Annotated in this window: 21 protein-coding genes, 1 tRNA gene and 1 pseudogene; 16 read left to right on the top strand and 7 right to left on the bottom strand. The window is 41.4% G+C overall.

Annotated elements, in window-relative coordinates; all coding sequences use genetic code 11:
* Window positions 1-157 precede the first annotated feature (157 nt).
* Window positions 158-781, top strand: a complete 624-nt coding sequence (locus tag C8R11_RS09535; protein ID WP_107795494.1) for a DUF3465 domain-containing protein — start codon at window positions 158-160, stop codon at window positions 779-781.
* A gap of 576 nt (window positions 782-1357) precedes the next feature.
* Here the strand turns inward: C8R11_RS09535 and C8R11_RS09530 are convergent.
* Complete coding sequence (locus C8R11_RS09530; protein WP_107795493.1) at window positions 1358-3127, bottom strand: hypothetical protein; 1770 nt, start codon at window positions 3125-3127, stop codon at window positions 1358-1360.
* 207 nt (window positions 3128-3334) lie between these two features.
* Here C8R11_RS09530 and C8R11_RS16980 point away from each other — a divergent pair.
* The 9 genes and pseudogenes from C8R11_RS16980 to C8R11_RS09485 form a co-directional block, all read left to right on the top strand.
* Window positions 3335-3682: pseudogene (locus C8R11_RS16980) on the top strand (transposase); the annotation flags it as partial.
* Between the two features lie 513 nt (window positions 3683-4195).
* A complete protein-coding gene (locus tag C8R11_RS09520) occupies window positions 4196-5443 on the top strand; it encodes a tyrosine-type recombinase/integrase (protein ID WP_107795492.1) in 1248 nt (415 codons plus the stop codon).
* Between the two features lie 30 nt (window positions 5444-5473).
* Window positions 5474-5794: a type II toxin-antitoxin system RelE/ParE family toxin gene (locus C8R11_RS09515; protein ID WP_107795491.1), complete on the top strand. Its 321-nt coding sequence runs from the start codon at window positions 5474-5476 to the stop codon at window positions 5792-5794.
* Window positions 5769-6077 carry a helix-turn-helix domain-containing protein gene (locus tag C8R11_RS09510; RefSeq protein ID WP_107795490.1) on the top strand — a complete coding sequence of 103 codons (309 nt, stop codon included), beginning with the start codon at window positions 5769-5771 and terminating at the stop codon, window positions 6075-6077. Before C8R11_RS09515 ends, C8R11_RS09510 begins: the two co-directional genes overlap by 26 nt.
* Before the next feature lie 327 nt (window positions 6078-6404).
* Window positions 6405-7070 carry a hypothetical protein gene (locus C8R11_RS09505; RefSeq protein WP_107795489.1) on the top strand — a complete coding sequence of 222 codons (666 nt, stop codon included), beginning with the start codon at window positions 6405-6407 and terminating at the stop codon, window positions 7068-7070.
* A gap of 115 nt (window positions 7071-7185) precedes the next feature.
* Window positions 7186-7380 (top strand): helix-turn-helix transcriptional regulator, encoded by a 195-nt coding sequence (locus tag C8R11_RS09500; protein WP_107795488.1) that lies wholly within the window; start codon window positions 7186-7188, stop codon window positions 7378-7380.
* Window positions 7381-7388: 8 nt separating this feature from the next.
* Window positions 7389-9086, top strand: coding sequence for a replication endonuclease (locus C8R11_RS09495; RefSeq protein WP_107795487.1), 1698 nt, complete (start codon window positions 7389-7391; stop codon window positions 9084-9086).
* Between the two features lie 316 nt (window positions 9087-9402).
* Window positions 9403-10131, top strand: coding sequence for a TIR domain-containing protein (locus tag C8R11_RS09490; RefSeq protein WP_107795486.1), 729 nt, complete (start codon window positions 9403-9405; stop codon window positions 10129-10131).
* Window positions 10132-10381: 250 nt separating this feature from the next.
* On the top strand, window positions 10382-13225 hold the full coding sequence (locus C8R11_RS09485) for an NACHT domain-containing protein (protein ID WP_107795485.1): 2844 nt from the start codon (window positions 10382-10384) through the stop codon (window positions 13223-13225).
* A 654-nt stretch (window positions 13226-13879) separates the two neighbouring features.
* Here the strand turns inward: C8R11_RS09485 and C8R11_RS09480 are convergent.
* Window positions 13880-13955 (bottom strand) — tRNA-Lys (locus C8R11_RS09480).
* 343 nt (window positions 13956-14298) lie between these two features.
* Here C8R11_RS09480 and mtgA point away from each other — a divergent pair.
* The 3 genes from mtgA to C8R11_RS09465 all read left to right on the top strand — a co-directional run bounded on the left by mtgA (window position 14299) and on the right by C8R11_RS09465 (window position 17539).
* A complete protein-coding gene (gene mtgA / locus C8R11_RS09475; RefSeq protein WP_107795484.1) occupies window positions 14299-15045 on the top strand; it encodes a monofunctional biosynthetic peptidoglycan transglycosylase in 747 nt (248 codons plus the stop codon).
* A 258-nt stretch (window positions 15046-15303) separates the two neighbouring features.
* Window positions 15304-16749, top strand: a complete 1446-nt coding sequence (gene mgtE, locus C8R11_RS09470) for a magnesium transporter (RefSeq protein ID WP_107795483.1) — start codon at window positions 15304-15306, stop codon at window positions 16747-16749.
* Between the two features lie 220 nt (window positions 16750-16969).
* Window positions 16970-17539 carry a cytochrome P460 family protein gene (locus C8R11_RS09465; protein WP_107795482.1) on the top strand — a complete coding sequence of 190 codons (570 nt, stop codon included), beginning with the start codon at window positions 16970-16972 and terminating at the stop codon, window positions 17537-17539.
* A 128-nt stretch (window positions 17540-17667) separates the two neighbouring features.
* Here C8R11_RS09465 and gloB read toward each other — a convergent pair whose 3' ends face one another.
* A complete protein-coding gene (gene gloB / locus C8R11_RS09460; RefSeq protein ID WP_244907619.1) occupies window positions 17668-18459 on the bottom strand; it encodes a hydroxyacylglutathione hydrolase in 792 nt (263 codons plus the stop codon).
* Window positions 18460-18555: 96 nt separating this feature from the next.
* On the opposite strand from gloB, the gene C8R11_RS09455 reads away from it, so the two are divergent.
* From C8R11_RS09455 to dnaQ, 3 genes are all read left to right on the top strand, one after another.
* Window positions 18556-19269: a class I SAM-dependent methyltransferase gene (locus C8R11_RS09455; RefSeq protein WP_107795481.1), complete on the top strand. Its 714-nt coding sequence runs from the start codon at window positions 18556-18558 to the stop codon at window positions 19267-19269.
* A gap of 65 nt (window positions 19270-19334) precedes the next feature.
* On the top strand, window positions 19335-19805 hold the full coding sequence (rnhA, locus tag C8R11_RS09450; protein WP_107795480.1) for a ribonuclease HI: 471 nt from the start codon (window positions 19335-19337) through the stop codon (window positions 19803-19805).
* Window positions 19806-19823: 18 nt separating this feature from the next.
* Window positions 19824-20525: a DNA polymerase III subunit epsilon gene (dnaQ, locus tag C8R11_RS09445; RefSeq protein WP_107795479.1), complete on the top strand. Its 702-nt coding sequence runs from the start codon at window positions 19824-19826 to the stop codon at window positions 20523-20525.
* Between the two features lie 46 nt (window positions 20526-20571).
* Here the strand turns inward: dnaQ and C8R11_RS09440 are convergent, their stop codons facing one another.
* From C8R11_RS09440 to acpP, 4 genes are read right to left on the bottom strand one after another with little or no spacing between them, the layout of a single operon-like run.
* Window positions 20572-23157 (bottom strand): glycosyltransferase family 39 protein, encoded by a 2586-nt coding sequence (locus C8R11_RS09440; RefSeq protein ID WP_107795478.1) that lies wholly within the window; start codon window positions 23155-23157, stop codon window positions 20572-20574.
* Between the two features lie 45 nt (window positions 23158-23202).
* Complete coding sequence (mltG, locus tag C8R11_RS09435; RefSeq protein ID WP_107795477.1) at window positions 23203-24210, bottom strand: endolytic transglycosylase MltG; 1008 nt, start codon at window positions 24208-24210, stop codon at window positions 23203-23205.
* A gap of 17 nt (window positions 24211-24227) precedes the next feature.
* Window positions 24228-25469, bottom strand: coding sequence for a beta-ketoacyl-ACP synthase II (gene fabF, locus C8R11_RS09430; protein ID WP_107795476.1), 1242 nt, complete (start codon window positions 25467-25469; stop codon window positions 24228-24230).
* Window positions 25470-25497: 28 nt separating this feature from the next.
* Window positions 25498-25737 (bottom strand): acyl carrier protein, encoded by a 240-nt coding sequence (acpP, locus tag C8R11_RS09425; RefSeq protein ID WP_090702731.1) that lies wholly within the window; start codon window positions 25735-25737, stop codon window positions 25498-25500.
* Window positions 25738-25763 lie beyond the last annotated feature (26 nt).

Below are 25763 nucleotides of genomic sequence, written 5' to 3'. Positions count from 1 at the left end.
GTTCGACAGTTTCAACAGATCGGTGGGCCGCCTGTTACACTCTGGCGCGAATTGCGTTGGGCACAGTGCGGTTTTCCTCTAGAATTAATTATCGCAATCTGTCTGCCGTTAATGTTTTCTGGGTATTTCTATATTTCTTCAGCAAAACTTATCGCCTATGAAATTTATCACCTTGTTATTCCTGGCATTAATTCCGGCAATATCTATTGCTCAAAATTCTCTAATCAATAGCAATAAGTTGTTTAATTTTGCTGAAGCTGCATATCCTGAATTATTTAGTTCTGCCGGGGTAGAGACCACTACCCTGGATGAATATCTGGTTCGTTACTATCCCAACTCCGATACCTACATCGGTACTAAAGGTGAAGAAGTTTATGTTTATGGGAATGTTTTCGGTGGCTTATTAAGAGCAGGAAAAATTACTGATTACATTGAATTGGAAGCCGATAGTGATGAATTATTAACCCAACTATTTGCCAGTGCGCAAAGTAATGTTCAGGCCTATGGGACAGGCACTGTGATTTCAATTCTATCAGATGACCTAAATGGAAGTCGTCATCAGAGATTCATCATTGAATTGAAATCAAAACAAACGCTACTGATTGCACACAATATTGATTTGGCACCAAGAATAGATACCTTGGCAGTGAATGACAAGATTGAATTTTTTGGTGAATATGAATGGAATGATAAAGGTGGAGTTATCCACTGGACACATCATGACCCTGAAGAAATTCATGTGAATGGCTGGCTTTTTCATAGTAATGTGATCTATCAATGATCTTGTGCTGACAGTAACAATATTGAAAATCGGCTTTGAGTGCCTCAAACCGACTCAAAACTGATAAGTCCGACGATCAATGATTTCAGCGATAAGTGTAAGAAAAGTATGGCTCGCCAAAACGGACAAATCTGGTAACTGGAATTTAGTTATATTTATTCCATGGTATTGCTTAGATATAACAACCTGCATTTGATGTGATAATTTCAGAATCATGATTTCCTGATTTGTAGGTCGTTCTTTTTAAGAATGATATGCAGTTAGCAAATTGAGCTGCATCGCAAATTAAAAACCACAATGGAAATTTCGCTCGCAAGTTCACTTTTATAGCTTCATTGATAATAAGTTTTTGGTTGCTTGACTATCAATATGATGTTGCTATGAATATGAATTTTTTAGAACAGTTACGAATGAATGGCAATGGCCTTACGCTTAGCGTTTGAAAGTATGAGTGCAGAATTTTTGCAGCCATAAAACGGTTAAGTTCAAGAATCACTGACCCGTAGCTATTGTAATGCGCACTGTTTCAACCTGTGCAGTCGAGATGCACAAGTTGAAAACAGCATGAGATTGCTTCTATGGTTTACTGGACACGATAGGGCTAGCGTTTAGGAAACCCCAGATGAAGTCCGTTTGCATCACCATCATGTTTGGCCGACTGTTGTTATCGTTGTAGAACCAGAACGGATCAGGAATACCATGATGACTGCGTGCATAGCCAAAGTCTGTCAGATTGCGTTCAAACACTGAGAGTGCGAGGAAATTAGCTGAGCCGTCTCCATTCAGTGCCGCACCAGCTCTAGCGTGACAACTAATGCAGCTCGAACCATCCATAAACCCTGCCTCGGTTACCGAATTACCCAATAGCGTCGATTGACCAATCGAGTTAACAAACTCCACTTGCGAGCCTTTGAGGCGAAAGTTACGCCATGCAATATCCTCTGGGTCAGGTTCAACCTGACTCGTGCTACTACCGCTACCAATATTTAATTGAGTTAGCAGCTTATCCCATTCCGAACGAATCATTTCCTGCGGATAACCTTTGTCTGAATTGAAAACGATACTGGGCGAATTCAACTGATCGCTATGTTGATTGGGTTTGACGTAATTATCTGCAGTGCCAGCCGGGCGACTCTTATCACTGCTTGCATAACCGTAAGCATCATTGCAACCGGTGATATCGCAGCGACCGGGCAGGCTAATATGCTCGAAGGTTGTCCATACCCAATTAGGAATATCTTTAGAGGAAATATGGAATGCCACTAGGTGATGAATGCCTTCCAGATTGCAAGTGAGCGGTGGTTTGCTGATACCCAGCGCCTGCAAATCGATCTGTGTCTGCAGCAATTTGCTAATGTACTGCTTGGGGTCACCCGGCAATCCCAGAGCGACAGCAAGATCATGATGCAGCCAGTTACTCTTGATCATGATGGCATCCGGCGGCAAATCTACGCGAGACAACACACCAGGTTTCCCACCCTGAGATGAATGATTGGCAAGATGATAGGGCGCTTCTGTTTTCAGATTTTTCTGATTGACCTTAAATACGTCTATTACACCGTTGGCATTGTACAAATTATTAATGAACAGGTAATCATGGAATACCTTGTTGCGAACGGTCAGTTCAGCATTTGTCTGACGAATGACGCGACCTGTACTTTCTGCATCGGATGGATTAAATTTTTTTATGATATCTGGTACCAGATCCTTAGTTTTACCATCGACAGATACCGCAGAACAGGAAGATATTGGTGTGTCTGCAGCCTTCTTCATAGACTGCAATTTATTCATGCGGCTAAGGGGGTTAAGCGCGTCATGGAATGGTAGACGGGTATGACGCTGCAAGGCAGGATCGCGCGCCTGCACCTGCGCTTCTTCTGTCAAAGCATCAGTCAGACTTTTGAGTTTTATGGCGTGCTGCATCCCTGGATAAACTGGACAATGATTGAGATCGTTGTTTGTGGACCCAGGTTGACAACAATGATCTTTGCCAGGTGTTTGTCCAGACTGGCAGAGCGCATATGGCTGTGCTGGCCAGTTGTCATTCTCATCAGCCCAGTTTGACCAGAATCTAGCCTGAACTGCATCGGCAAATAGCTTCCAGGAAAACATATCCGGGCAAGTCATGGCAGCATTGCTTAGTACCTTGCCTGTATTGCTATTGATAGTAACTAAGTCACCGTCTTTAACAGTCATCGAACAGTATTCAGCATCCTTTATGGCAGCCTGAAAATACAAAATAGAATCAATGCTTGTAGGTTTATAACCATCCGCATGAACAGGTAGCATGCTACTTAAGATAATGCCAATCAGAATATTAAACAATAAACGAGAGCGTAGGATCATAGTGTTTCTTCCAATTGAAATGTGGGGATAAAAAGTTACTGACGGATCGTAAAAGAAAATCTATAACGATACCTCTCCGAAAATAACGTTTTAAATGGTCTTAATCACTACTACTCTCATCGGAGAATGTGCTAAGGCATACTATGATGTGGTTCAATAGACCCGGACACTCCAGTTAAGAGAAAATATTCTTAACTGGAGGAAGAGATGGTAACGAGGAAGCAATATTCGAAGGAATTCAAATTAGACGCAATCAGTCTGGTTCAGGATCAGGGATTTACGATAGCAGAAGCAGCCCGAAGCCTGGAAATTAACACCAACATGCTCAGACGATGGATCAAGGAGTTTCAGGCTGGCTTGATAGTCCATTCGGATCGCGGTTCACAATATGCCAGCAAGGCATACCGGAGATTATTGAAATCTCATGGCTATATCGGCAGCATGAGCCGTTTGGGGAACTGCTGGAATAATTCAGTTGCTGAAAGCTTCTTTGGTAGTCTTAAACAGGAACGCTGCCAGTGGCGGCACTATCAAACCCGATACGCGGCACAACAGTGTTAATCAGCGTTGAAGTTTTGCCAGTTTATTTCAAGAAACAGCGTGCATATTTACCAGATGAATTTTATATCTCATTGCCTTATAAGGTTTAATTACTGGAAGAACTGATGCTGATACTGGAAAATATGGAAGCTGATTTACAGCGGATAATCGTTTCGAAGCCCCGCCCATGGCCAATATTTCAATACCGAGCCGGAAAAATAAAAAGCGCTCGGTCCATGACGAACTAAGCGCTTGTTTTATTTGGTAGGCCGTGTGAGACTCGAACTCACGACCAACGGATTAAAAGTTCTAATAATGGCCTTTTTTAAGGCTTCTTATTTTCCCTTAACAAGCCTTAAATTGTTTTAATTAAATAATAACTATCTATTATTAAAGTGTTTTAATAGTTGTCCCCTCTTTTAATCATCCCACATAACTTTGACGTTGTTTTATCTTTCTGGTCTACTATACGGCTACTAATTTTTATTAGTAGCTTTTTGCCTGGATTAGTAGACTGCGAGAATAGTCATGTCACAGAAGCTTATCAAAACATTTATCGATTCCATTCCTCACCCTGAAAAAGGACAGAAATTTTATCGCGACAGCGAAATAAAAGGCTTTGGTTTGCGAGTCGGCACAACCAGCAAAGTCTACATCGCTGAAAGCAAAATTAACGGCAAAACCATCAGGGTAACCATCGGCAAGCATGGCATTTTTACGGCTGAGCAAGCTCGTAATCAAGCGCGGGAAGTATTGCTTAAAATGGCAAAGGGCATCAATCCCAATGATGAAGCCAAAGAGCAAAAAGCACGAAGCATGACATTACAAAATGTTTTCCAGGATTTTCTAGCAGCGCGTAAAGCACTGAAACATAGAACAATCTATGATTACAAACGCATCATGAGTACCTATCTTGCCGACTGGAACAGCAAAGCTATTGCTGGCATAACGAAAGATATGATTGCCAAGCGGCATGCAGAGCTTGGAAAAACCAGCAAAGCACAAGCCAACCTCACCATGCGTTTTTTACGCGCGTTATTCAATTTTGCTGCCGGGCAGTACGAAGACAGCAAAGGACAATCATTAATCCTGGGTAATCCGGTCAAACGCCTGTCACAAACCCGCGCATGGTATCGAGTGCAACGTCGACAGACTGTTATCAAACCCCACGAACTTGAACCGTGGTTCCAGGCAGCCATGAGCTTAAAAAACGATGGTCTCAGTCAGAACCGTGAAACAATCCGGGATTATTTACTGCTGATACTGCTTACCGGACTCAGAAGAGAAGAAGCCGCCGGCTTGACCTGGAACAATATCGACTTGAAATCCAAAACCTTAAAAGTCATCAATACTAAAAACCATCTGGATCACACCCTGCCCTTGTCTGATTTTCTTTATGATCTCTTACAGGAAAGGAAAACACATGCTATCAACGAATATGTATTTCCTAAAGTAAGTGGAAATGGCTATATCGTGGAGCCACGCAAACAAATGGCTAAAATTATTGAGCAATCCGGCGTTACCTTCACCATTCATGATTTGCGCCGCACCTTCATGACTGTTGCAGAAAGTCTGGATATTTCAGCCTATGCTGTAAAACGGCTCGCGAATCATAAAATGAACAATGATATTACTGCTGGCTATATCGTAGCTGACGCTGAACGGTTGAGAAAACCCATGCAAAAAATCACCGACTATATCCTCAAGTGCGCCGGTTATAAACCAACAACGACAACAGCTGATTTACCAGCAGGAACTTTACAAAACGATGCTTAAATATATACGTCATTGACGGATTAACAAAACGTGCTTACTATAGTCGAAACTGAAGCTTTTGAACGTCTATGGCCATATTACTGGACGGAACAAATACATGATGAATTTATAGCATTCATCACCGAAAATCCGGAATCTGGTGACGTCGTTAGCGGTTCCGGCGGCATGCGAAAAATCCGCTGGAGTCGATCAGGCTCTGGAAAATCTGGGGGCGTGCGGGTGATTTATTTCAATCGCATGGCAAATGGTGAAATCTGGCTGGTTTTCATTTATTCAAAAAGCAAACAGGAATCGATAAACGCCAAAAGTTTGAAGGAAATAAAACATGAAATCGAAAAAACCATTGACTGACCAAGAATTGGAAGCATGGGAAAACACTCGCGATCTAAATGCTGAACTACTTGAATCTGTACGCCAAATGAAGGCAGGAAAAGGACGCATCGTCATGTCGCCCATTATATATGCCCGCAAAAAATCAGGGCTTTCCCAGATTGAATTTGCCAAGCTCCTGGGCGTATCTGTACGGACATTGCAAGAATGGGAACAAGGCCGCCGCCAACCCAGCGGCGCAGCTAAAAAACTGATCGCCATTGCTGAACGCCACCCTGATGTATTAAAAGAAATCGCAGACTAGCTACCACTAACAACTAAATTTTAAACAAATTGCCACCGCGTAGCGGCCTGCCCTTGACAGGCTGCCACCGCTCAAGACAATAACCGAACAGAAAGGATTGAAACGCAGCCATTTTAATCCACTACTCGACCACGCCTAAAACAAAGCTGCTTTACCCCACAACCCGATCACAAGAAACCAATCCTTCATACAAAGCCGAACTTCTGAGCGGCGGCAGCCTGTCAAGGGTGGCAACCCAATCGGCCAGGCCAGAAGTCTATTCCACTCAAGACCGCAATCAATTGGCCGTCAATTATTTCATTACTTGATGACCATAAATAATTTGCTATGCATATTAAAGAAAATCCTGATTTTAAAACTGTCTGGCAACTGGCACATGACTGGACAGGCGAAGAAGCCGACAAAACCGATGCTAGTGCAATTTCTCCTGAACTGAGAATTGCTATTGATCGCCTGATACGTGCAATCGGCGGCAAGGAAATTTCTGGCAGGTGGAAAGGTTATCGCATTTTTTTCGATGAGTCTTTCATTTCATTTATTTTTGACTTCAGGCACGTCATACGGTTTTATCGATTCATCATGCATAACAACATCAGCAAAGATTACCTGGATAATCTGTATGTAAAACGAAATGAAGTAATCCATTGGTGCGAAAAAGTAGCTTTGCTTAATCCCCCGCCTTGCTGGTCACTGAATCAAATAACAGACACTGCTCAAACCACTGATACAACAGCAAAGAAAGATGATGAGAACCAAAATTGGTATTACGAACTGACCGATAGACGCAGACAAATAACGGGCTGCCTTGAACTTGCCAAAAAGTTATGGGAAGAAAATCCAAACCAAACTTATGATGAAATTCGCTCCCATACCGTCATGCAACAATATGGAAACCCCTCTGTTTTTACTCCGGAATCATTCCGAAATTGGGCAAAAAACATTGCTTCCGACCAAGCCAAGAAAGGTGGAAGAAGAAAGAAATCATCAGGTTAATAAAAATAAAACCCTTTTTAAAAAAATAATTACCTATCTCTTTTTTTAGCCTCTTTTTATAACATGTAGATTGCTGCAAATTGTCTCCATCAATTTCAATGAAATGGAGTCAATTATGCAAGATCAGCTACTCAACACCAAACAAGCAGCACAGATTTTAGGCGTCAGCGTCGCCTTTCTGGAACGGGATCGCTGGGCAGGTGCGCGCGTACCATTCATCAAAATCGGCAGCCGGGCAGTTCGCTATCGCTATAGCGATCTGCTCGCCTATATTGATTCGTGCTCGTTTCATTCCACCAGTCAGTACTGAGGTGAGCTATGCACACGTCAGTACGATGCAGCGGAAAACTGCTTTCCCCTAGCGAACTCATTGCTGAAACCATCCTGGAATTACTTGATGAACCCGATGCCAGTGACCGGCATTGGCGTGCGCCGCTATTCAGTCAACTACCCGCGCGCTTTGCTGAAGAAGTCGCTTATGCCTACAAGGAAACCTATATCTTCGATGGCAGGCGTGAAGCTAACCTTTCCTTGCTCAAATCATTGGGCCCAGTCTCAGCAAACAGTATTCCGCTGGATGCGAGTGACGATGACCTGACTGAACTTGCTAAACGCATCGTCAGGGAAATGCAAAGCGTCAGCCGCATCTATACCAACCAGGAAATTGCTGTTGCCAGCATGTTAAAACGTGCACTGAAATATCCGGTTAAATTACCTACGTTGGATAATCCAAATATAACCATCAGAGGCATCTTCACCCGATTGACAGACACATTCTGGTGGTTGCATGCTTTACGCAGAATTCATGCAAGAATGCTGGAACAGCAAGCCATTGATTTAGGCTTTGTACATAAACATGCAAATGCCTATGTCAGTGACGAAACACTGGCACGACGCAGGGAACAAAAAAAACGTCATCGCCGCATTCTTGATGGCCTGCTGGCCACTAACGAACTCGGTCAAAACTTTACACTCAGTGAATTAGCGGAAAAAGGAATGGCCAATCCACGTATTCGGCGCAGTGAGTTAATGGTGCGTATCTTTGGCTTTGAAGCAATTGCCAATGAACTGAAGCATCCCGGGGAGTTTTATACCATCACCTGTCCATCCCGCATGCATGCGCGTCTATCTGTCAGTGGTCAGGTAAACCCAAAATATGACGGAACCACACCAGATAAGGCTCAAAAGTATCTCAATACTGTCTGGGCAAGAATCCGGGCAAAATTAAAACGGGAAAAGTTGGTTGTGTATGGCTTGCGCATTGCAGAACCGCAACATGATGGCACACCACATTGTCATTTTCTACTTTTTATGGCACCCGAGCATGTCTCAGGAGTGCGTGAAATCATGCGCCATTATGCACTGCAAACCGATGGCGATGAAAAAGGCGCTGCTGAACATCGTTTTGCCGCTATTGCCATCGACAAAAACAAAGGCACGGCTATTGGCTATATCGCCAAATACATATCCAAAAATATTGATGGTTTTGGCTTGGAACATGACCTGGAAGGCAATCCCGCACAAGCTGCCACTGAACGTGTAGAAGCTTGGGCCTCAACCTGGGGGATTCGGCAGTTTCAACAGATCGGTGGGCCACCTGTATCAATCTGGCGTGAACTACGCCGTGCACAGTGCGATTTCCCCTTGCCTATACAGCAATTCATTCATGCAGCAGATAAAGGCAAGTGGTCACAGTTTATCCGGCTCATGGGTGGCGTTAATGCCAAACGGCAGGATCACCCCGTTAAGCTGATGAAAGAAGACAGCGAAGAACTGGGTAAGTATGGCGACCCAATCAAACAGAGAATAAGCGGCGTGATGACCGAAGACACGAAACTATATACACGTTGCTTACGCTGGAAAATTGAAAAATGTGTTGTTGATAAATCGTCAACTAATCTGGACAAAGTTAAATTCCCGAATGGGAGCGACGGCGGATGCGACCGCGAAGGCGACTTTGCGGCGCAGCCGCCTTGGAGTTCTGTTAATAACTGTACGAAATATTTCAAAAATTAGTCTGTGTAAAGATATATTGTTGACTAACAAGGTATTTATTTAATTTAATATGATTGAAATTCTCAGGTAAGATTGAGCGTGCAAATCAATTTGCCACGAATTCATAAACTGCATAACTTGCTATTGTTAAGTGATATACAGTTAAAAAAAGAGCTAACATCATAATTTCTTTACTTCCTTTCTGAAGGTATGGTAGATACGTACAAGCTAAATAATTACTTGTTAGTCTTATAAATTGATATTAACAATTATGAATAAGACAAAATCATTTCATGACATATGATTTACTGCGGAAGTCCTCAAAGAAGCGGCTGGCATGTTTCGTGAACAAGCAAATACGAGCGATAGTGATATAGTCATCAATCAATTTACTGTTGAACATGATGATTCTGTGTGGAAATACGATTCCATTGATGAATTTTTAGCGGATTATCGCAAGTTCAATGGTTTTGCTTTGTTCTCAATCTATAGCGGCTCTGACTACGAATTAACCGTTCACGCATATTCTAGGTATGTAAATATTTCTGTAGCAGCTCCAACAAGAATTGCAATTGAACGTGTTTTTGAAGAGTTTGAGAAATCTGCGGAAAAATGTCAGTTAATTTCTCTGCCAGAAGCAGGTACGTCCAAATATGAGCCTTTCATATTCATAGGCCATGGAAGAAGCTCTCAATGGCGCGATTTAAAAGATCATCTTCAAGATAAACATGACATAAAAATAAATGCCTATGAAACTGGTGCTAGAGCAGGTCATTCTATAAGAGATATTCTCGAAGACATGGCAAATAAGAGCTCATTTGCACTTTTGGTGTTTACGGGGGAGGATGAGCAAGGTGATGGTAAACTGCGAGCGAGGCAAAATGTAGTTCATGAAGCCGGGATATTACAAGGTCGCCTTGGTTTCTCTCGCGCAATAATGCTTGTTGAGGAAGGGTTGGATGATTTTTCTAACGTATATGGCATACAACAAATTAGATTTTCAAAAGGAAATATAAAAGAAACATACGGGGAAGTATTAGCGACAACTCGACGAGAATTTACATAATAGCTAAGAAAATATTTGCAATCGTATACTATGGTTTGTAAATGTAGATCTAAATAAGCAATCTAGAATTCTGTACTGTAATACACTCTCTATATCTTTTAAGTTAAAAATTAATTGGGATACTCTTTCTGAACCCCGACCATAAATAGTCACTGAATTAAATCAATGCAAAATTTGATACGTATCTTAGGTGTTATTCCTGAGTACATTTGTAAAATACAAAAAATATCACATTTGAAAAGGCAACGTAATGCAAACCATTTCTGAGGCATTAGGGCGAATAGCAAGTTACCTTGATGAATACAAAAAAACAAATAAAGCAAACGACGCTAGAAAAATAGGTGAAGCAATATGCCGGGTAATTCTTTTAAATTCTGAGAACAAATCTACAAATGAACTGAGTAATAAAACCAAATACCAAGAACTGATAGAATCCATTAGCAAGAGCAATCTGAAAGAAGATGAGAATCATTTAAAGAAGATCAAAACCGATCTTAGAATCATACAAGACCTAGGAAACATAGATTCACATGATAATCATGCGGAGCTAACTATAAGTGATTTAGAATCAATTAACAGATCAGTTAAGAACCTTCTTAGAAATGTATTTGACAGCAAAGAATATATTGACATAGATGAAAAAATTCCTTTATCGATATATACGTATATAGAAAAATCAATAACAGAAAATGAGAACTGGAGATGCGATAAAATAATATCGCTTGTATACCCCAATAGAGATATAGTAAAGATTAAAGAACATAAAGATTTTCAGTTTTATACAATACCAGATGTAAACCATAAAAAAGTTGGATTTGTATTTCTCGGTAGAAATATAAGCTTTTCTGAATCGTTACACGATCTTTTTACAAATAATGAATCAGCAATTAACGATTTGATTAGCCTGACATTCTTATTCCCCAAAGAAATTAGTAGAACAACAGGAAATGAAGTAAAAAACAGAAAAAGAAATATTAAGTCTAAATGTGAAAGGTTTATTACTAGCTCTCATCCAAAAGTTGCATTTACATGCGAATTTATTGAGGATTACATATGGGATCATTGCCTTATTAATTCACTTAAAGCAGCTAGTAATGTAACTACAGAGCAGTTTTTTATTGATCAATGGTTATATAAAGAAAACACAGAAAAACTTAGCTTAGATTTCATAGATGACATAATTAAAAATACATCAAACGATGAAAAACCCATATATATAATAATTGGCGATGGTGGTGTTGGAAAAACCACCTTTTGTGCTCAAGCCGTTCAAAAGATTGATCAACTTCTAGCTCAAGGAGCAAAAAAGAAAGCACTGCTTTTATCATCTTTTGACTTACCCGAAGAACTAAATAATTCGGATGAAGCTATCGACTCAATTCAATCCTTATATAGGGTTTTGCAAGATGATCCAGACAAAACTTTGAATTCACAGAACTTGGGCCTAAACATAAGCTCAGGAAATATCTTAATCATTATTGATGGTCTTGACGAGATAGAGTCTAAACTCAAGGAAAGATTTAACCTTGAATCATTTATCAATTCAGTAATTGAACTGAACGATACTTATCTGAATTGCGCAGTAATAATAACCTCAAGAGATAATAATTCTGAGAAGTTTGATCGAAAGAAAGTCAATGTCTATCAACTCTTAGGCTTTGATAACCAACTAATTGAAAAGTATTTAAAAACTAGATATGACCACAAGAGCAAACACGTAGGAAAGGGATATGATGCGAAAGTTTTAAGCTACATTTCAAGTCTTTCTCTGGATAACAATAAAAAAGTCACACCTCTAATAATGCGCTTACTTTGCGAATTAGTAGAATCTCAAGGAGATAATCAATCAATAAAAGATAGTGATGAAAGTCAATACTTTCAAATGAACAGTGCCCTAGACAAAGTAGTCTATCAAATAATTAATAGGGACATAATAAAGCAAGAGATTGATATCCCATGTGATGAATATTTTATGGTCATGAAAGAGATTGTCTTTGATAACAACTGTCTTATTTCAAAAAACGATTTCGATGAGTTAATAGAATTATCGTTAATAAACGGATCTAATAATAAATCAAATGGGAACAACAAAAAAAACTATACCAATTTTTATGTCTCACCTTTATTTCAAAGGGTGGGCGATAACTTTAAAATAAAATACGATTCTTTGGAGTTCTGGATTAAGGCTAGATATATAATTCACCAAATTCAAACACAAGATCGAGAAGTAAGTAATAATGTTATAAATTTGATCTCTAAAGAATGTTATCAAGGAGGAGCTTTAGTTAAAGAAATTAACTCCTATATAAAATCAAGCAAATATGACTACTTCAAGTCAATCATACAAGATATTTCTAAAGAACTGCTTAAATCGAATATTAATATAAGTTCGAATATTGACATATCTAAAGCTCGGAAAACAATTTCTAGCATACTTTATCTAGCAATGTCAAGCGAAAATTCTACAAAAGAAGAGCTTACAAGTATTTTGCATTCTCTATTTGGGACAAAACCTGGAGAAAGAATAAAATTCTTATCTATTTTCGGAGACTTTTTTCCACTTGATTTTAGAAATTTTTCTGTGGTTGATGGCTATTTTAGTGGATATACAAATCTCGCAAAATCTATAATACCTGAGGATAAAACAGTTTTTATTGATTGCGAATTTAGAAACTTAGATGAATCAAATTTCGGCAAGAATTTACTCTCTAACGTTAATTTTAATAACTGTGTATTACCTGATGGTATAAAAAACGTTATAAATTCAGGTGAGCAATCAAAACAAGAACAAATCTTTAATATCAGATCAGATTTAGTAAAGATTTTCAAGGTTGGTTTTAAACAGAGTTCATTTGTATGGAAGTCCGAGGGATTATATAAGCAGCAATGCGCATCCCTAAAGCACAATCTTATTTTATCAAGATACTTAACCTTTCTGGAAAATGAAAACTATCTTCACAAAGAGCCTTCTAAAGGGTCAGCAGGTACCGGATTCAGACTATGCAGTAACAAAGAAAATGAAGTTAAGGACTTTGTTACTCAAGGTATTATAAGCACTTCTATTCAATCTTTAATAGATAAGCTTGTTCGCTAGAATTGTTTGAATCGTACCGGGTTTATAGGAAACTCTATTTCTTGAGAGGATAGAGTAAAACAAGCAAAAAGAACAAAAGTGTCAGTATGCTATTCAGTCTAATGAAATTAATTTATAACTGAAAAATATATTATACTATTTTTGAGTAATTGCAAGCTAATGATAATAAGCCTAGTCTATCAATCATCAGAAAAAGACCCGCTTTGCAGTAAACTTTTAAACATCTACTTATATGACGAGAGCTTGGGTCTTGTGCAAGTAAATTAATAATTAATATTTTTTTGCTTGCTGCGTAAGTCCTGCAGGTACCAAAGCACACAAATTCTTTTCTGGTCTAAATTCCTTCTACTTGTCGTCTACACAAATAGGATATTTTTCATTATTTTATGTAGCCTATTGAAATTATGATATTTTTGCGCGTAATATAACCGTGTACCTACTGATTACGAATTAATTGACACTCTGTTTCTAAACTCAGCAACCCGACTTCCTGTCTTGCGTAAGAGTAAAGTTTTTATTGACGCTTCGAAAATCGATACCAGATTCAGAAGAATGCCGCAGGTTAAACCCGGCAGTTTTTTATTTTATAGCCTACTATGGGGCTACTAATTTCTCGGAACAGTGACTCACATTTCTGTAAGTCACTGTTTTATTTGGTAGGCCGTGTGAGACTCGAACTCACGACCAACGGATTAAAAGTCCGCTGCTCTACCAACTGAGCTAACGACCCAAAACAAAGTCGGGAATTATACCTGATTTGAGCACTAATACCAAAATGGTTTGTAATCAAATTTTTGAAAATTCTGCATTGACAGCTACACTTGCTTAAATTTTCGGTGTTATCCCGACAACAAGTTGTTAAAATTCTATTGTATAGATAAAGTGGACATTAAGAATCAATCCGGCATGCGTATTTTCTTTCTTGAAATGCAGTGGTTACTAATTGTTGCTAAAACTTGCCATATTCAAGCGTACCGTAGTTTTAAAGCGATCAATTAGAGAGAACTGGTATCGTTTTGTAATTTATTACGGGTCATCTGAGAGCACATCCCGATTTCGCCTAACAAGCTTTCATGAAAAAGAAGAAAAATAAAACAACTCGAAGAATATATAGAAATAGCAAGACAAGCTTCATTGGCCGGTGGTTTTGGCGGATGTTATTGTTGGTTATTTATGCATTGTTTTTATATCAGCTTTGGTTGTTGAGTCACGTACTTTATTGGAAACACAACAATCCACCGAGTAGTGCATTTATGCAAAGTCAGCTGCAAAGTCTGCGTGAAAAAGATCCGGCAGCCACACTACGGCATACTTGGCTGCCTTACCGGAAAATTTCATACGAGATGAAGCGTGCCATTATTGTTGCTGAAGATAGCAAATTCCTTCACCACAATGGTTTTGATTATGCGTCGATTCAGAGTGCTTTTAAAAAGAATCTGGCGCAAGGAAAAATAACAGCCGGCGGATCAACCATCAGTCAACAATTGGCTAAAAATCTTTTTCTGTCAGAACAAAAATCACTTTGGCGCAAATTTCAGGAAGCCATTATCACCGTGATGCTGGAAACAATCATGTCAAAAAAGCGTATATTGGAAATTTACCTGAATGTGATCGAATGGGGAAACGGTGTTTTCGGTGTTGAAGCAGCGGCACAGCATTATTATGGACATTCTGCTGTGTCATTGACGCAACACCAGGCAACCTTACTGGCAGCAATGGTGACTAATCCGCGTTTTTATGATGATAATCGAGACTCGCAACACTTGTTTAAAAAAAGACAAGTACTGCTCAATCGATTACATTCTGCGAATGTACCCTGATATTCTGGTGGCACATGCTGACACTTCTTCTGTAATATCGTACCAGCCGAATAGTTATTTCACCGCACATCATTCTATTTCAGAGTAGCTTCCCGGGAGTATGTTTGTTGTTTCGATTATTACATTTGCTTGATCTACATCTACCGGTTTATGCTAGTAACATTAATTCGGCGAATAAATAACCCAGCCGCAACAGCAGCTTTGCTCTTTTTGTAGTTGTCTAAAGCCAGTTTCTAATACGATTATAAACAGTCAATCATGAGTGAAGAAAAAAATAACAAAGAAGTAAATGAAAAACTGCGCACACAGTTGCAGCGTGTCATTACGCTATTAAATAAATACAAGCTACTGGAAGGCTTTGTCAACTTGCAAGACGAGATGAACAAAGCACTTGCTGAATCATCTGTACAAAAAGAAAATCTAGATGAGTTGCGGGTATTGCTGGATAACCTGCACCCGGCTGATATCGCAGATCTTCTTGAAGCTTTGCCGTTGGAAGACCGGTTGTTAATCTGGGGATTGGTCAAGTCGGAATATGACGGTGAAGTATTGCTGGAAGCATCCGATGCAGTCCGGGAAACACTGATTACCGACATGGGTACGCATGAACTGGTCGCGGCAGCCGAGCAGCTGGATGCTGATGAAATCGCTGACCTTGCACCCGATTTGCCACAGCATGTAATGGAAGATGTGTTCCGTTCGCTGCCGATCGCCGAACGCGAGCATTTGCGCGCCGCCATGTCGTACCCGGAAGACTCAGTGGGCGCATTGATGGATTTCGATGTAATCACCATTCGTGAAGATGTGCGCCTAGAGGTTGTGTTGCGCTATTTGCGCCGACTGGATGAATTACCAGACCATACGGATCAGTTGTTTGTGGTGGACAGGGACGAACATCTAAAAGGCGTATTGCTCATCAACCGCGTACTGGTGAGCGATCCCGACATGTTGGTCAGTGATGTGATGACCAAGGAAATGATAACGCTTCACCCAGATGACAATGCTGAAGATGCTGCGCATGCGTTTGAACGCTACGACCTGGTTTCCGCCTCCGTTATTGATCAGAATAAAAAACTGTTTGGGCGCGTCACTGTCAACACGGTGATTGATTTTATACGCGAAAAAGCAGAGAGCGAAGCATTGAATCTGGCCGGCCTGCGTGAAGAAGAAGATCTTTTTGCGCCAGTACTGAAAAGTGTTAGAAACCGCTGGGTCTGGCTTGCCATTAATCTGGTGACTGCTTTTATAGCCTCCCGCGTAATTGGCATATTCGAAGATTCCATCGAAAAACTGGTGGCGCTGGCGGCACTGATGCCGATAATCGCCGGTATCGGTGGAAATTCCGGCAATCAGACCATTACCATGATTGTGCGTGCGCTCGCACTGGAGCAAATCAATACAGGCAGCGCATGGAAGCTGATCACCAAGGAAATTGGCGTGAGCGCCGTCAATGGCCTGATTTGGGGCGCGGTTGTCGGCATGTTTACCTTTGCTATATATCAGAATGTCGAACTTGGTTTCGTCATGATGATGGCAATGTTACTGAATCTGCTGCTCGCAGCTTTGCTGGGGGTACTGATCCCCCTTACTCTGCGCAAACTCGGACGTGATCCCGCATTGGGATCGAGTGTCATGATTACCGCGGTAACCGACAGCGGCGGATTTTTTATTTTCCTGAGTCTGGCCACACTTTTTTTACTATAAGAATTGCTTGAAACCGACTCTGCATCGTGGATAAGTGGTTATTGGTGAATGGCACCAAGGATTTTTTTGCGGACCAGAATTAATCACTTTGTTCGCTGAGCACGCTTGCCTCTTGACGCGCATTGCTTGTCTGACTAACATAACGATGGAAAACAGACTTATGTCAAGTTGTTTTCCATGCTTTTCATTAACCACATTAACCATTTAAAGGGCTTTATTTATGTCAAAGTTTAAAAAAACTTTATTATGCGGTATAGCTCCACTACTGTTAACCAGTATGTTAGGTTTGACAACACAAGCAGTGGCCTCTGATGAAAGATTATACGGCCGATTCACGAAAGATAACGAACTGTATACCCCTAGAAATTATCGTGAATGGGTCTTTATTGGTTCAAGTGTAACACCTAATGATATGAATGACGGTGCAGCCGCCTTCCCTGAATTCCACAATGTTTATATTGATCCAGGCAGCTTCGCACATTGGAAAAAAACCGGCGAATTCCGTAATAATACTGTGATCGTGAAAGAACTTGTCGGCATTCGCGGCAAAGAATCGCCCAGTGGAAACGGTTATTTTCCGGGTGAATTTAATGGCATTGCTGCAATGGTCAAGAGTGAAAAGCGCTATCCCAACAGACCTGGAAACTGGGCATACTTTGGCTTTGATGGTGAATCCAGACATGGCGCAATCCAGGAAGACTCAGCATGTTCCGCATGCCATCAACAACATGCAGAACAGGATCAGGTGTTCACCCAGGGCTATCCAGTATTACGTGCAGCCAAACCATAAGCCTGTAACGATTTAGACCATCAATCGTTATTCGATTAATAATAACAAATAAAAAAGCGGGTATCCGGAACACAACCGGTTCCCCGCTTTAAATTGTAATTTGCTTCCCCACTGATTTTCTTAAATTTCTAAAAATTGTTTTTCCATTCGCGCAATGTGGCAAATACCTCTACCGGCTGTTCCAGTTTCTTTTTTGCATAAAGACGGGCAATTCGGTTAATTTCCGGCAAATGACAACGCAGAAACGGGTTGCAGGATTTTTCCCTGGCAATACTGGTGGGAAGCGTAGGTATATTTTCGCTACGTAATTGTTTTGCGCGATGTTCCTCTCTCTGCAAATCAACGTTGCTGGGCTCCACAGTCCTGGCAAAGTTGATATTACCCAATGTATATTCATGCGTGCAATAAACCAGTGTATCATCGGGCAAATCTGCAAGCTTTTGCAATGAGCGATACATTTGTTGCGGCGTTCCCTCAAAAACGCGCCCACAACCGCTTGCAAATAATGTATCACCGCAAAACAAAATGTTTTTTCCGTGCGACGCCGGTAACGATCCAAAATAAGCAATATGTCCGTGCGTGTGGCCTGGTATGTCAATTACTTCTAGTATGAGCGGTAACGTTGCAAGATGAACTTTGTCACCCTCTCGAACCGGATGCGTTACCGTTGCAATATTTTCCTGTTCCGGACCATAAACAGGCACGTTAAACTTGGCAATCAATGTCGGGTTACCGCCAGTATGGTCACTATGATGATGTGTGATCAGGATTGCGTGAAGCTCTAGTTTATGGGATTGCAGATAGTCAAGGACGGGGGAAGCATCTCCCGGGTCAACGACTACCGCATGCTCGGTATTATGGATAATCCAGATATAATTGTCTCTGAATGCCGGTATCGGGTGGATTTGTAATGCCATCATGCAGTTTTATTAATGTAGAATTGAATCATGCAGCTTAGCTTAAATTAAAAATTTTTTTCTGACCATCGTTACAATAACACTTTTTTATCTGCAGGCATGGCCATACAAACAGATCAACAATGGTTTTCAACGTCTTTGGGACAGTATATTGTCGACCATGAGTTTCAATATTTTGATCAAGTTGTCGCCAATATTTTTGGCTACAACGCTATGCAAATGGGTATGCCACAATATGATTTTCTAAGAACAAACCGCATGCCGTTACGTTTCACTGCAGGTACTGAACACGATAACACTTTGCGATCCGCGTGTAATCACCTGCCCATTACCGGTGAAACCATTGATTTGATAATTGTGCCACATGTGCTTGAATTTAATAAAGATCCGCATCAAATTCTCCGAGAGGTTTATCGCATATTGATACCGGAAGGCCACATCGTCATTTCAGGTTTTAATCCTATCAGTTTGTGGGGTCTGCATCATCACTTTGTATCGAATAAAAATGAATTTCCCTGGAATGGACATTTTATCGCATTGCCGCGGTTAAAGGATTGGTTGAAATTGTTAAACTTTGAAATAAAAGGTGGCAAGCTGTGTTGCTATGCGCCACCTTTCGAAGAAGAAAACTGGCGCCAGCGATTCAATTTCATGGAAGATGCAGGCGACCGTTGGTGGCCTATCTCCGGCGGCGTCTATTTTTTGCATGCAATAAAGCATAAATGCGGCATGCATATTATTAAGCCTGGCTGGAAAACCAGCCTGGTCGGCAAGAAAAAAATAGCTGCAGCAACGCAAAGAATCAAACGATAGTTACAATTTATCTAAGGTGGATTGATTGATTTTTTTATTATAACTCTTCCACATTATCAGAAAGTATGACGAAAGAAAATAAAGAAAATATTGTCGAAATTTATACTGATGGTGCATGCAAAGGTAATCCCGGTGTCGGTGGCTGGGGTGCATTATTAAAATATAGCGGCCGTGAACAGGAAATTTTTGGCGGCGAGAAACATACCACCAACAATCGAATGGAACTGCTTGCCGCTATCCGTGCACTGGAACTGTTAAAACGTCCCTGCAAAGTTCATTTATATACGGACTCACAGTATGTGCATAAAGGTATCAGCCAGTGGATGCACGCCTGGAAAGTACGCAACTGGAAAACAGCCAATAAAAAACCAGTCAAGAATGAAGATTTGTGGCGACTGTTGGATGAATTGTCGCAACAACATGAGATTGAATGGCTGTGGATACGCGGACATGCCGGTCATACGGAAAATGAACGGGCGGATCTGCTGGCAAACTACGGTGTAGAAAAAATTGTTGCCGAGAATCAGACAGAATAAAACACCGGATTTTTAAATATGCGACAAATTGTACTGGATACTGAAACAACCGGGTTGGAATACAAACTTGGACACCGCATTGTCGAAATAGCCGCAGTAGAATTATGTAACCGGCAATTAACGGGAAATCATTTTCACCATTATCTGAATCCGGAGCGTGAAAGCGACGAAGGTGCGCTGCAGGTGCATGGGTTAACGCGGACTTTTCTTGAAGACAAACCTAAATTTCGGGAAATTTCGAGAGATTTTCTCGATTTCGTCTATGATGCCGAATTGATTATTCATAATGCACCATTTGATGTAGGCTTTTTGAATCATGAATTGGGTCTCGTAAAGCTGTTAACGCTGGATACTTATTGTCTACAAATAACCGACACACTAAAACTGGCAAAAGACCTTCATCCTGGTAAACGTAATAATCTCGATGCCTTGTGTGATCGCTATAAAATTGACAATTCTAAAAGAACATTGCATGGCGCGTTACTTGATGCTGAACTATTAGCTGAAGTCTATCTGGCCATGACGCGCGGTCAAGAAAGCCTGTTGATGGACCTTGACGTCATTAATCCGGTCGACGGGAGCACAGTTTGTGATATCAAAGATTTGACCTTGCGTGTTTTACCTGCAACCGCGGCAGAACTTGAACAGCACACCCGGCAGTTAGAATGTATTTCGAAAGAAAGTAATAATCAATGTATCTGGAAAAATCTGAACGACTGAATCTAAGAATCGAAAAGATCTATAAGATTATATTAATGCCACATCACTAATGAAGCCCTGCTGAAATACGATAATATATCTGCCTAAGAAAGATCCCGTTTCTGTAGATGTTTCGATATTTAATCTCATCAGGATGAATGAGCATCTGCTTCAGATTATCACCTTCCCGAATTTGCTCAAGATGAACGGGTTTCATTCCAACCTGTATGATCGGTCGATTTATAGGATATTGTACTGGAAACCAGAAATTGTACATCGCACCACTGTCTCCAAACAGATTACGTGAACGAATATCCAGATTGCCGCGCGCATGGTTGTAGAAATAAAGACTGCTGGCGATTGACCATTTACTCATACCGACAATAACAGGCTCCTGTCCCGTCAGCTGGCGGACTTCTTCGGCAATTTGTTCTACCTCACGTGTTGTTTCACGCCAGAAATAATGTTCGGTAAACAGGTGATAGGGAGCGCCGGGTATTCCCAGTACGACATAGTGCAAGGTAAACGCATAAGCAAACAGACATGCGACAATGGTTGGCCGCCATGCTTTTTGTAACCATTTGGTAAATTTCTCCAGATTACCGGTTTGTCCAATCATCCAGGCAATTGTAGGCAACACCGCCAGCCAGACAGGTCCGGTCCAATGAAATTTGGGGTGGTCGAATATACTGAATACCAGAAAGATAAAAAACGGCACGCCGGTGACAATCTGTACAAATAAGCGTTTCCTGTCTTTTAACATATGCTGCGATACACCCATATCGCGATAATTTCTTGAAAAGAAAAACTGCATAACGGCAATAAAACCGACGGGTGTCAACAGAATCATGATATAAATCAACAGATAATGAACCGAGAATTGACTGTCATTCGTTACATGTCGTGTCGATTGAAACATGAAGGAGACCCATTCATGCTGAAAATTCCAGATAAGAACGGGTGAAAAAATAAACAACGCCAGGGTGGCCGCCAGATAAGGATGCGGGCGCCAAATCCAACGTCGCGCGCCCGCATCAATGATGACAAAAACCAGCGCAGCCAGCCCCAGTAAACTCAGCGTATATTTGGATAGCAATCCTAGACCAAATGCAACTCCCATTCCCAGCCATGCGGATCGCTGACCCGCAACCAAAGCACGTTCCATAAAATAAAGCGTGGCAATCCAGGCAGCTACCAGTGGCGCATCCGGTGTCATGAAAAATCCGGATGCAAAACCCAGCGGCAATACCGAAAATATCATCAGTGTGCGGAGTGCAGTTGCTTTGTCGTGTAAATTTTTTGCATAAGCATAAAGATAGCCCATGGCAATGAGACTGCATATAAATGCACCCGCACGGACACCTGCTTCATTATCGCCCAGTATTGCAGTACCCAGCCAAATAAGCCAAGCAACCATCGGTGGATGATCATAAAAACTCAGATCCATATGTTGTGCATATTGCCAGTAATAAGCTTCATCCGGAATCAATTGTGCAAGCCCCAGATAGATCAACCGTAACAATATGCAAAACAAAACAACGCCCAGTGCTGCAACCCGCCAGCGCATATTGCTTGAAGGCGGATTCTTCTCTGCGGGGAAAACATAAAAAGCTGAGCCAAGATAATTGATAAAGGCGGTTGCAATAATGGCAGGAAAAATTGCCAAAGAAGGCGGCATATGACCTATATAAACAAACAATGCCAACACGCCTCCGCGCAGCAACAGTGCCAGCGCGCCAACAGTTAGAAAACGGCTGAATTGAAGCCATTGTAGATGACCGGTATGGTGCTCGTTGAAAGCCCACTTTGAATTCAATGCATAGTTCACACTCACTGCGAGAAAAAAACTGACAAAATGCGCCAGCGCAAGTCCGGCATCGCGACTGATCATCCACTGAAAAGCGAGAGCATCAACCACCACGCCCAATAATCCGACTATAGCAAAACGTCCTGCAGTATTCCTGGACACCGTGCCGCCGGCCAATGTCAATAGTCGCTGCAAATAAGCCAGTTGATGCGGAAATGAAAGTTTTGAAGTTCCGTACGCACGGTCGCGAAAACAAATCGGAATTTCTTTGATCCGTAGCGTGCCATTATTGGCCATCAAGATTTCGAGCAGAATCTTGTAACCATGCGCCTGTTCAGAAACAGTCGCGGCCAATTCCCGACGAAATGCAAAAAAACCTGAGGTCGCATCACTGACATCACAAAACGGGCGAGCAAGCCACCCACCCACCCGGGACAACAAGCGCCTATAAAAAGGCCAGTCAAGCGTACGACCGCCTTTAATATAGCGACTGCCAATGACAACATCATATTGATCTTTTAAAATGGGGATCACCAGAGCGTTCAGCTGCTCATGCGGATGGCTCAAATCAGCATCCATTACGACAATGATATCGCTGCGCGCAGCTCCGGCACCCTGCAAAATGGAAGTTGCCAGATCCGGTTTTCCATGTCTTTCAATGAGATGTATATTGCTATATTTCTGCCAAGTGCGTATTTTCTCGGGTGTACCGTCATTTGAACCGTCATCAACAAAGATGACCTCAAACTTATCGAACGGAATGTTCAGTGCAAAAATTCGGGTTAACAGTAAATCAATATTTTCTGATTCATTTAATGTGGGTACTACGATCGAAAATTGTGTCATGCAGATTTGTTGACTTTTATTTTATGTTTTCTTTGAAAAACACGATTAATTTTTCTGCCGTTTCTGGTATTTGGCAACTGCACGATTATGATCTGCAAGATTAGTCGAAAATTTTGATTCCCCATTACCTTTAGCTACGAAATATAAAGCATCAGTTGCTACAGGGTTCAACGCCGCGTGTATAGATGCAAGACCCGGCATAGCAATCGGAGTAGGTGGCAATCCGGCTCGGGTATAGGTATTGTAATCCTGGTCAGTCTGCAGATCTTTTTTGCGTAAATTGCCGTCAAATCGATCTCCCATTCCATAAATCACTGTCGGATCCGTTTGCAGACGCATACCCAATCGCAAGCGATTGATAAAAACACCGGCAATTTCGCCACGGTCACTTTCCAGACCGGTTTCTTTCTCGACAATAGAAGCCAGAATAAGTGCTTCATAAGGCGAAGCAAGCGGCAAGGATTCCATTCGCTCCAACCAGGCTGTTTTTATGTGGTTCTGCATGGTTTGGTAAGCGCGTTGCAGAATCTCAATGTCGGTAGTATTTTTTATAAAATAATAGGTATCAGGAAAAAACAGGCCTTCAGCAGACTTTTCGTTGGCGTCGATAATCTGCAGTATTTCCTCCTCGCTCATCTCAACAGTCGTATTGCGTATGTCCGGGTGATCATATAACGCTTTTCTGTATTGAGAAAAAGTCCAACCTTCCACAAACCTGATTTCATTTTGCCGGATATCGCCTTTGATCAGATACTCAAGTAAAGAAATCTGTGAAAGATTTTCGGTTAGACGATAATCGCCCGCTTTGAGCGCCGATTCTTTGCCTAGATAGCGCGATAATAGTACAAAAGACCAGGAATCGGGAAGAATGCCCTTGTCAACCAATTGCCGTGTAATTTGTTTTAAATTACTGCCCGGTTCAATTGAAAATTCATAAGGCGTAGTAGGTAGAACGATATCGCGATGATAGTGATGATAGAGCCATCCTGCACCCAGGATGGCCGTTAGAAAGAAAATCAGAAAAATGACAAAAAGGCGTTTTAGCGTAAGCATGCGCCGTCAATTAATAATTACACTTTACGAAACACTAGCGTTCCATTGGTACCGCCAAATCCAAAAGAATTAGATAATGCAACATTAATATCCATTTTTCTCGCTTCGTTTGGAACATAATCGAGATCACATTGTGGATCCTGATTTTCAAGGTTGATCGTTGGCGGCGAAATCTGATGATAGATAGCCAATGTGGAAAAAATAGCTTCCACTCCGCCCGCAGCGCCCAGTAAATGTCCTGTCATGGATTTAGTCGAATTCACTACAAGCTTACTGGCATGTTCACCAAAACAACGTTTAACCGCAGTTGTTTCTGCAATGTCACCCAAAGGTGTTGATGTACCATGCGCATTGACATAATCAACTTCAGAGGGGTTAATTTTTGCATTCTTGAGTGCATTTGACATACAACGCGCTGCACCTTCACCATCTTCACTCGGTGCTGTCATATGATAAGCATCCGCACTCATACCAAAACCCACCAATTCAGCATAAATAGTTGCCCCTCTGCGCTTGGCGTGCTCCATTTCCTCGAGCACCAGTACGCCGGCACCCTCACCAAGTACAAAACCATCTCGTGCCAAATCCCAAGGCCGACTGGCTGCTGCAGGGTTATCATTGTTCACCGACAAAGCCTTGGCAGCCGCAAAACCACCAATCGCCAACGGGGTAACGCATGATTCTGCACCCCCACAAATCATGATGTCCGCATCGCCATATTCAATCATTCGTGCGGAGTTACCGATACTGTGCGTTGCTGTTGTACAGGCGGTGACTATTGCCAGATTGGGCCCTTTAAAGCCATATTTAATGGATAAATTGCCCGAAATCATATTAATGATTGTGCTGGGTATAAAAAATGGGGAAATTTTTCGAGGACCACCTTTATGATAAACGTCGTCCATATGCTCAATCATGGGCAATCCACCAATACCCGAACCGATATTAACACCTATGCGCTCGGCCTCCAGGCCGGAGATATCTTCTATACCGGCGTCTTTAATGGATTGCGTGGCAGCGGCCATGCCGTAATGTATAAAAACATCCATTCGACGCGCCTCTTTGACAGGAAGATATTCGCTGATATCAAAATCTTCCACTTCTCCCGCTATTTGCGAAGAAAATGCTGATGCATCAAAACGGGTAATACGGGTAATACCGGTCTTGCCTGCTACGATATTATCCCATGCTTTTGAAACTGTATTTCCAACGGGTGAGACAATTCCCATCCCGGTAACAACCACCCTGCGTTTGGACAAAATAACTCCAATGAATTAATTGAAATGACTAATTGCCTGCATTTGAATTAACATAATCAATCGCTTCCTGGACGGTATTTATTTTTTCAGCTTGCTCGTCTGGAATTTCGCATTCAAATTCTTCTTCTAGCGCCATCACTAACTCCACTGTATCCAGCGAATCCGCTCCCAAATCGTTCACAAATGATGATTCGTTTTTGACTTCCTCTTCTTTTACACCAAGTTGCTCAGCTACGATTTTCTTAATGCGCTGTTCTATGTTTTCCATTTAAATGCTTCCTTCAAAGGTAAGAA

Source organism: Nitrosomonas aestuarii, assembly GCF_003046585.1.
GTDB classification, from domain to species: Bacteria; Pseudomonadota; Gammaproteobacteria; order Burkholderiales; family Nitrosomonadaceae; genus Nitrosomonas; species Nitrosomonas aestuarii.
The sequence above is the reverse complement of the archived record's forward strand: the minus strand, read 5'-3'. Positions and strand labels throughout refer to the sequence as shown.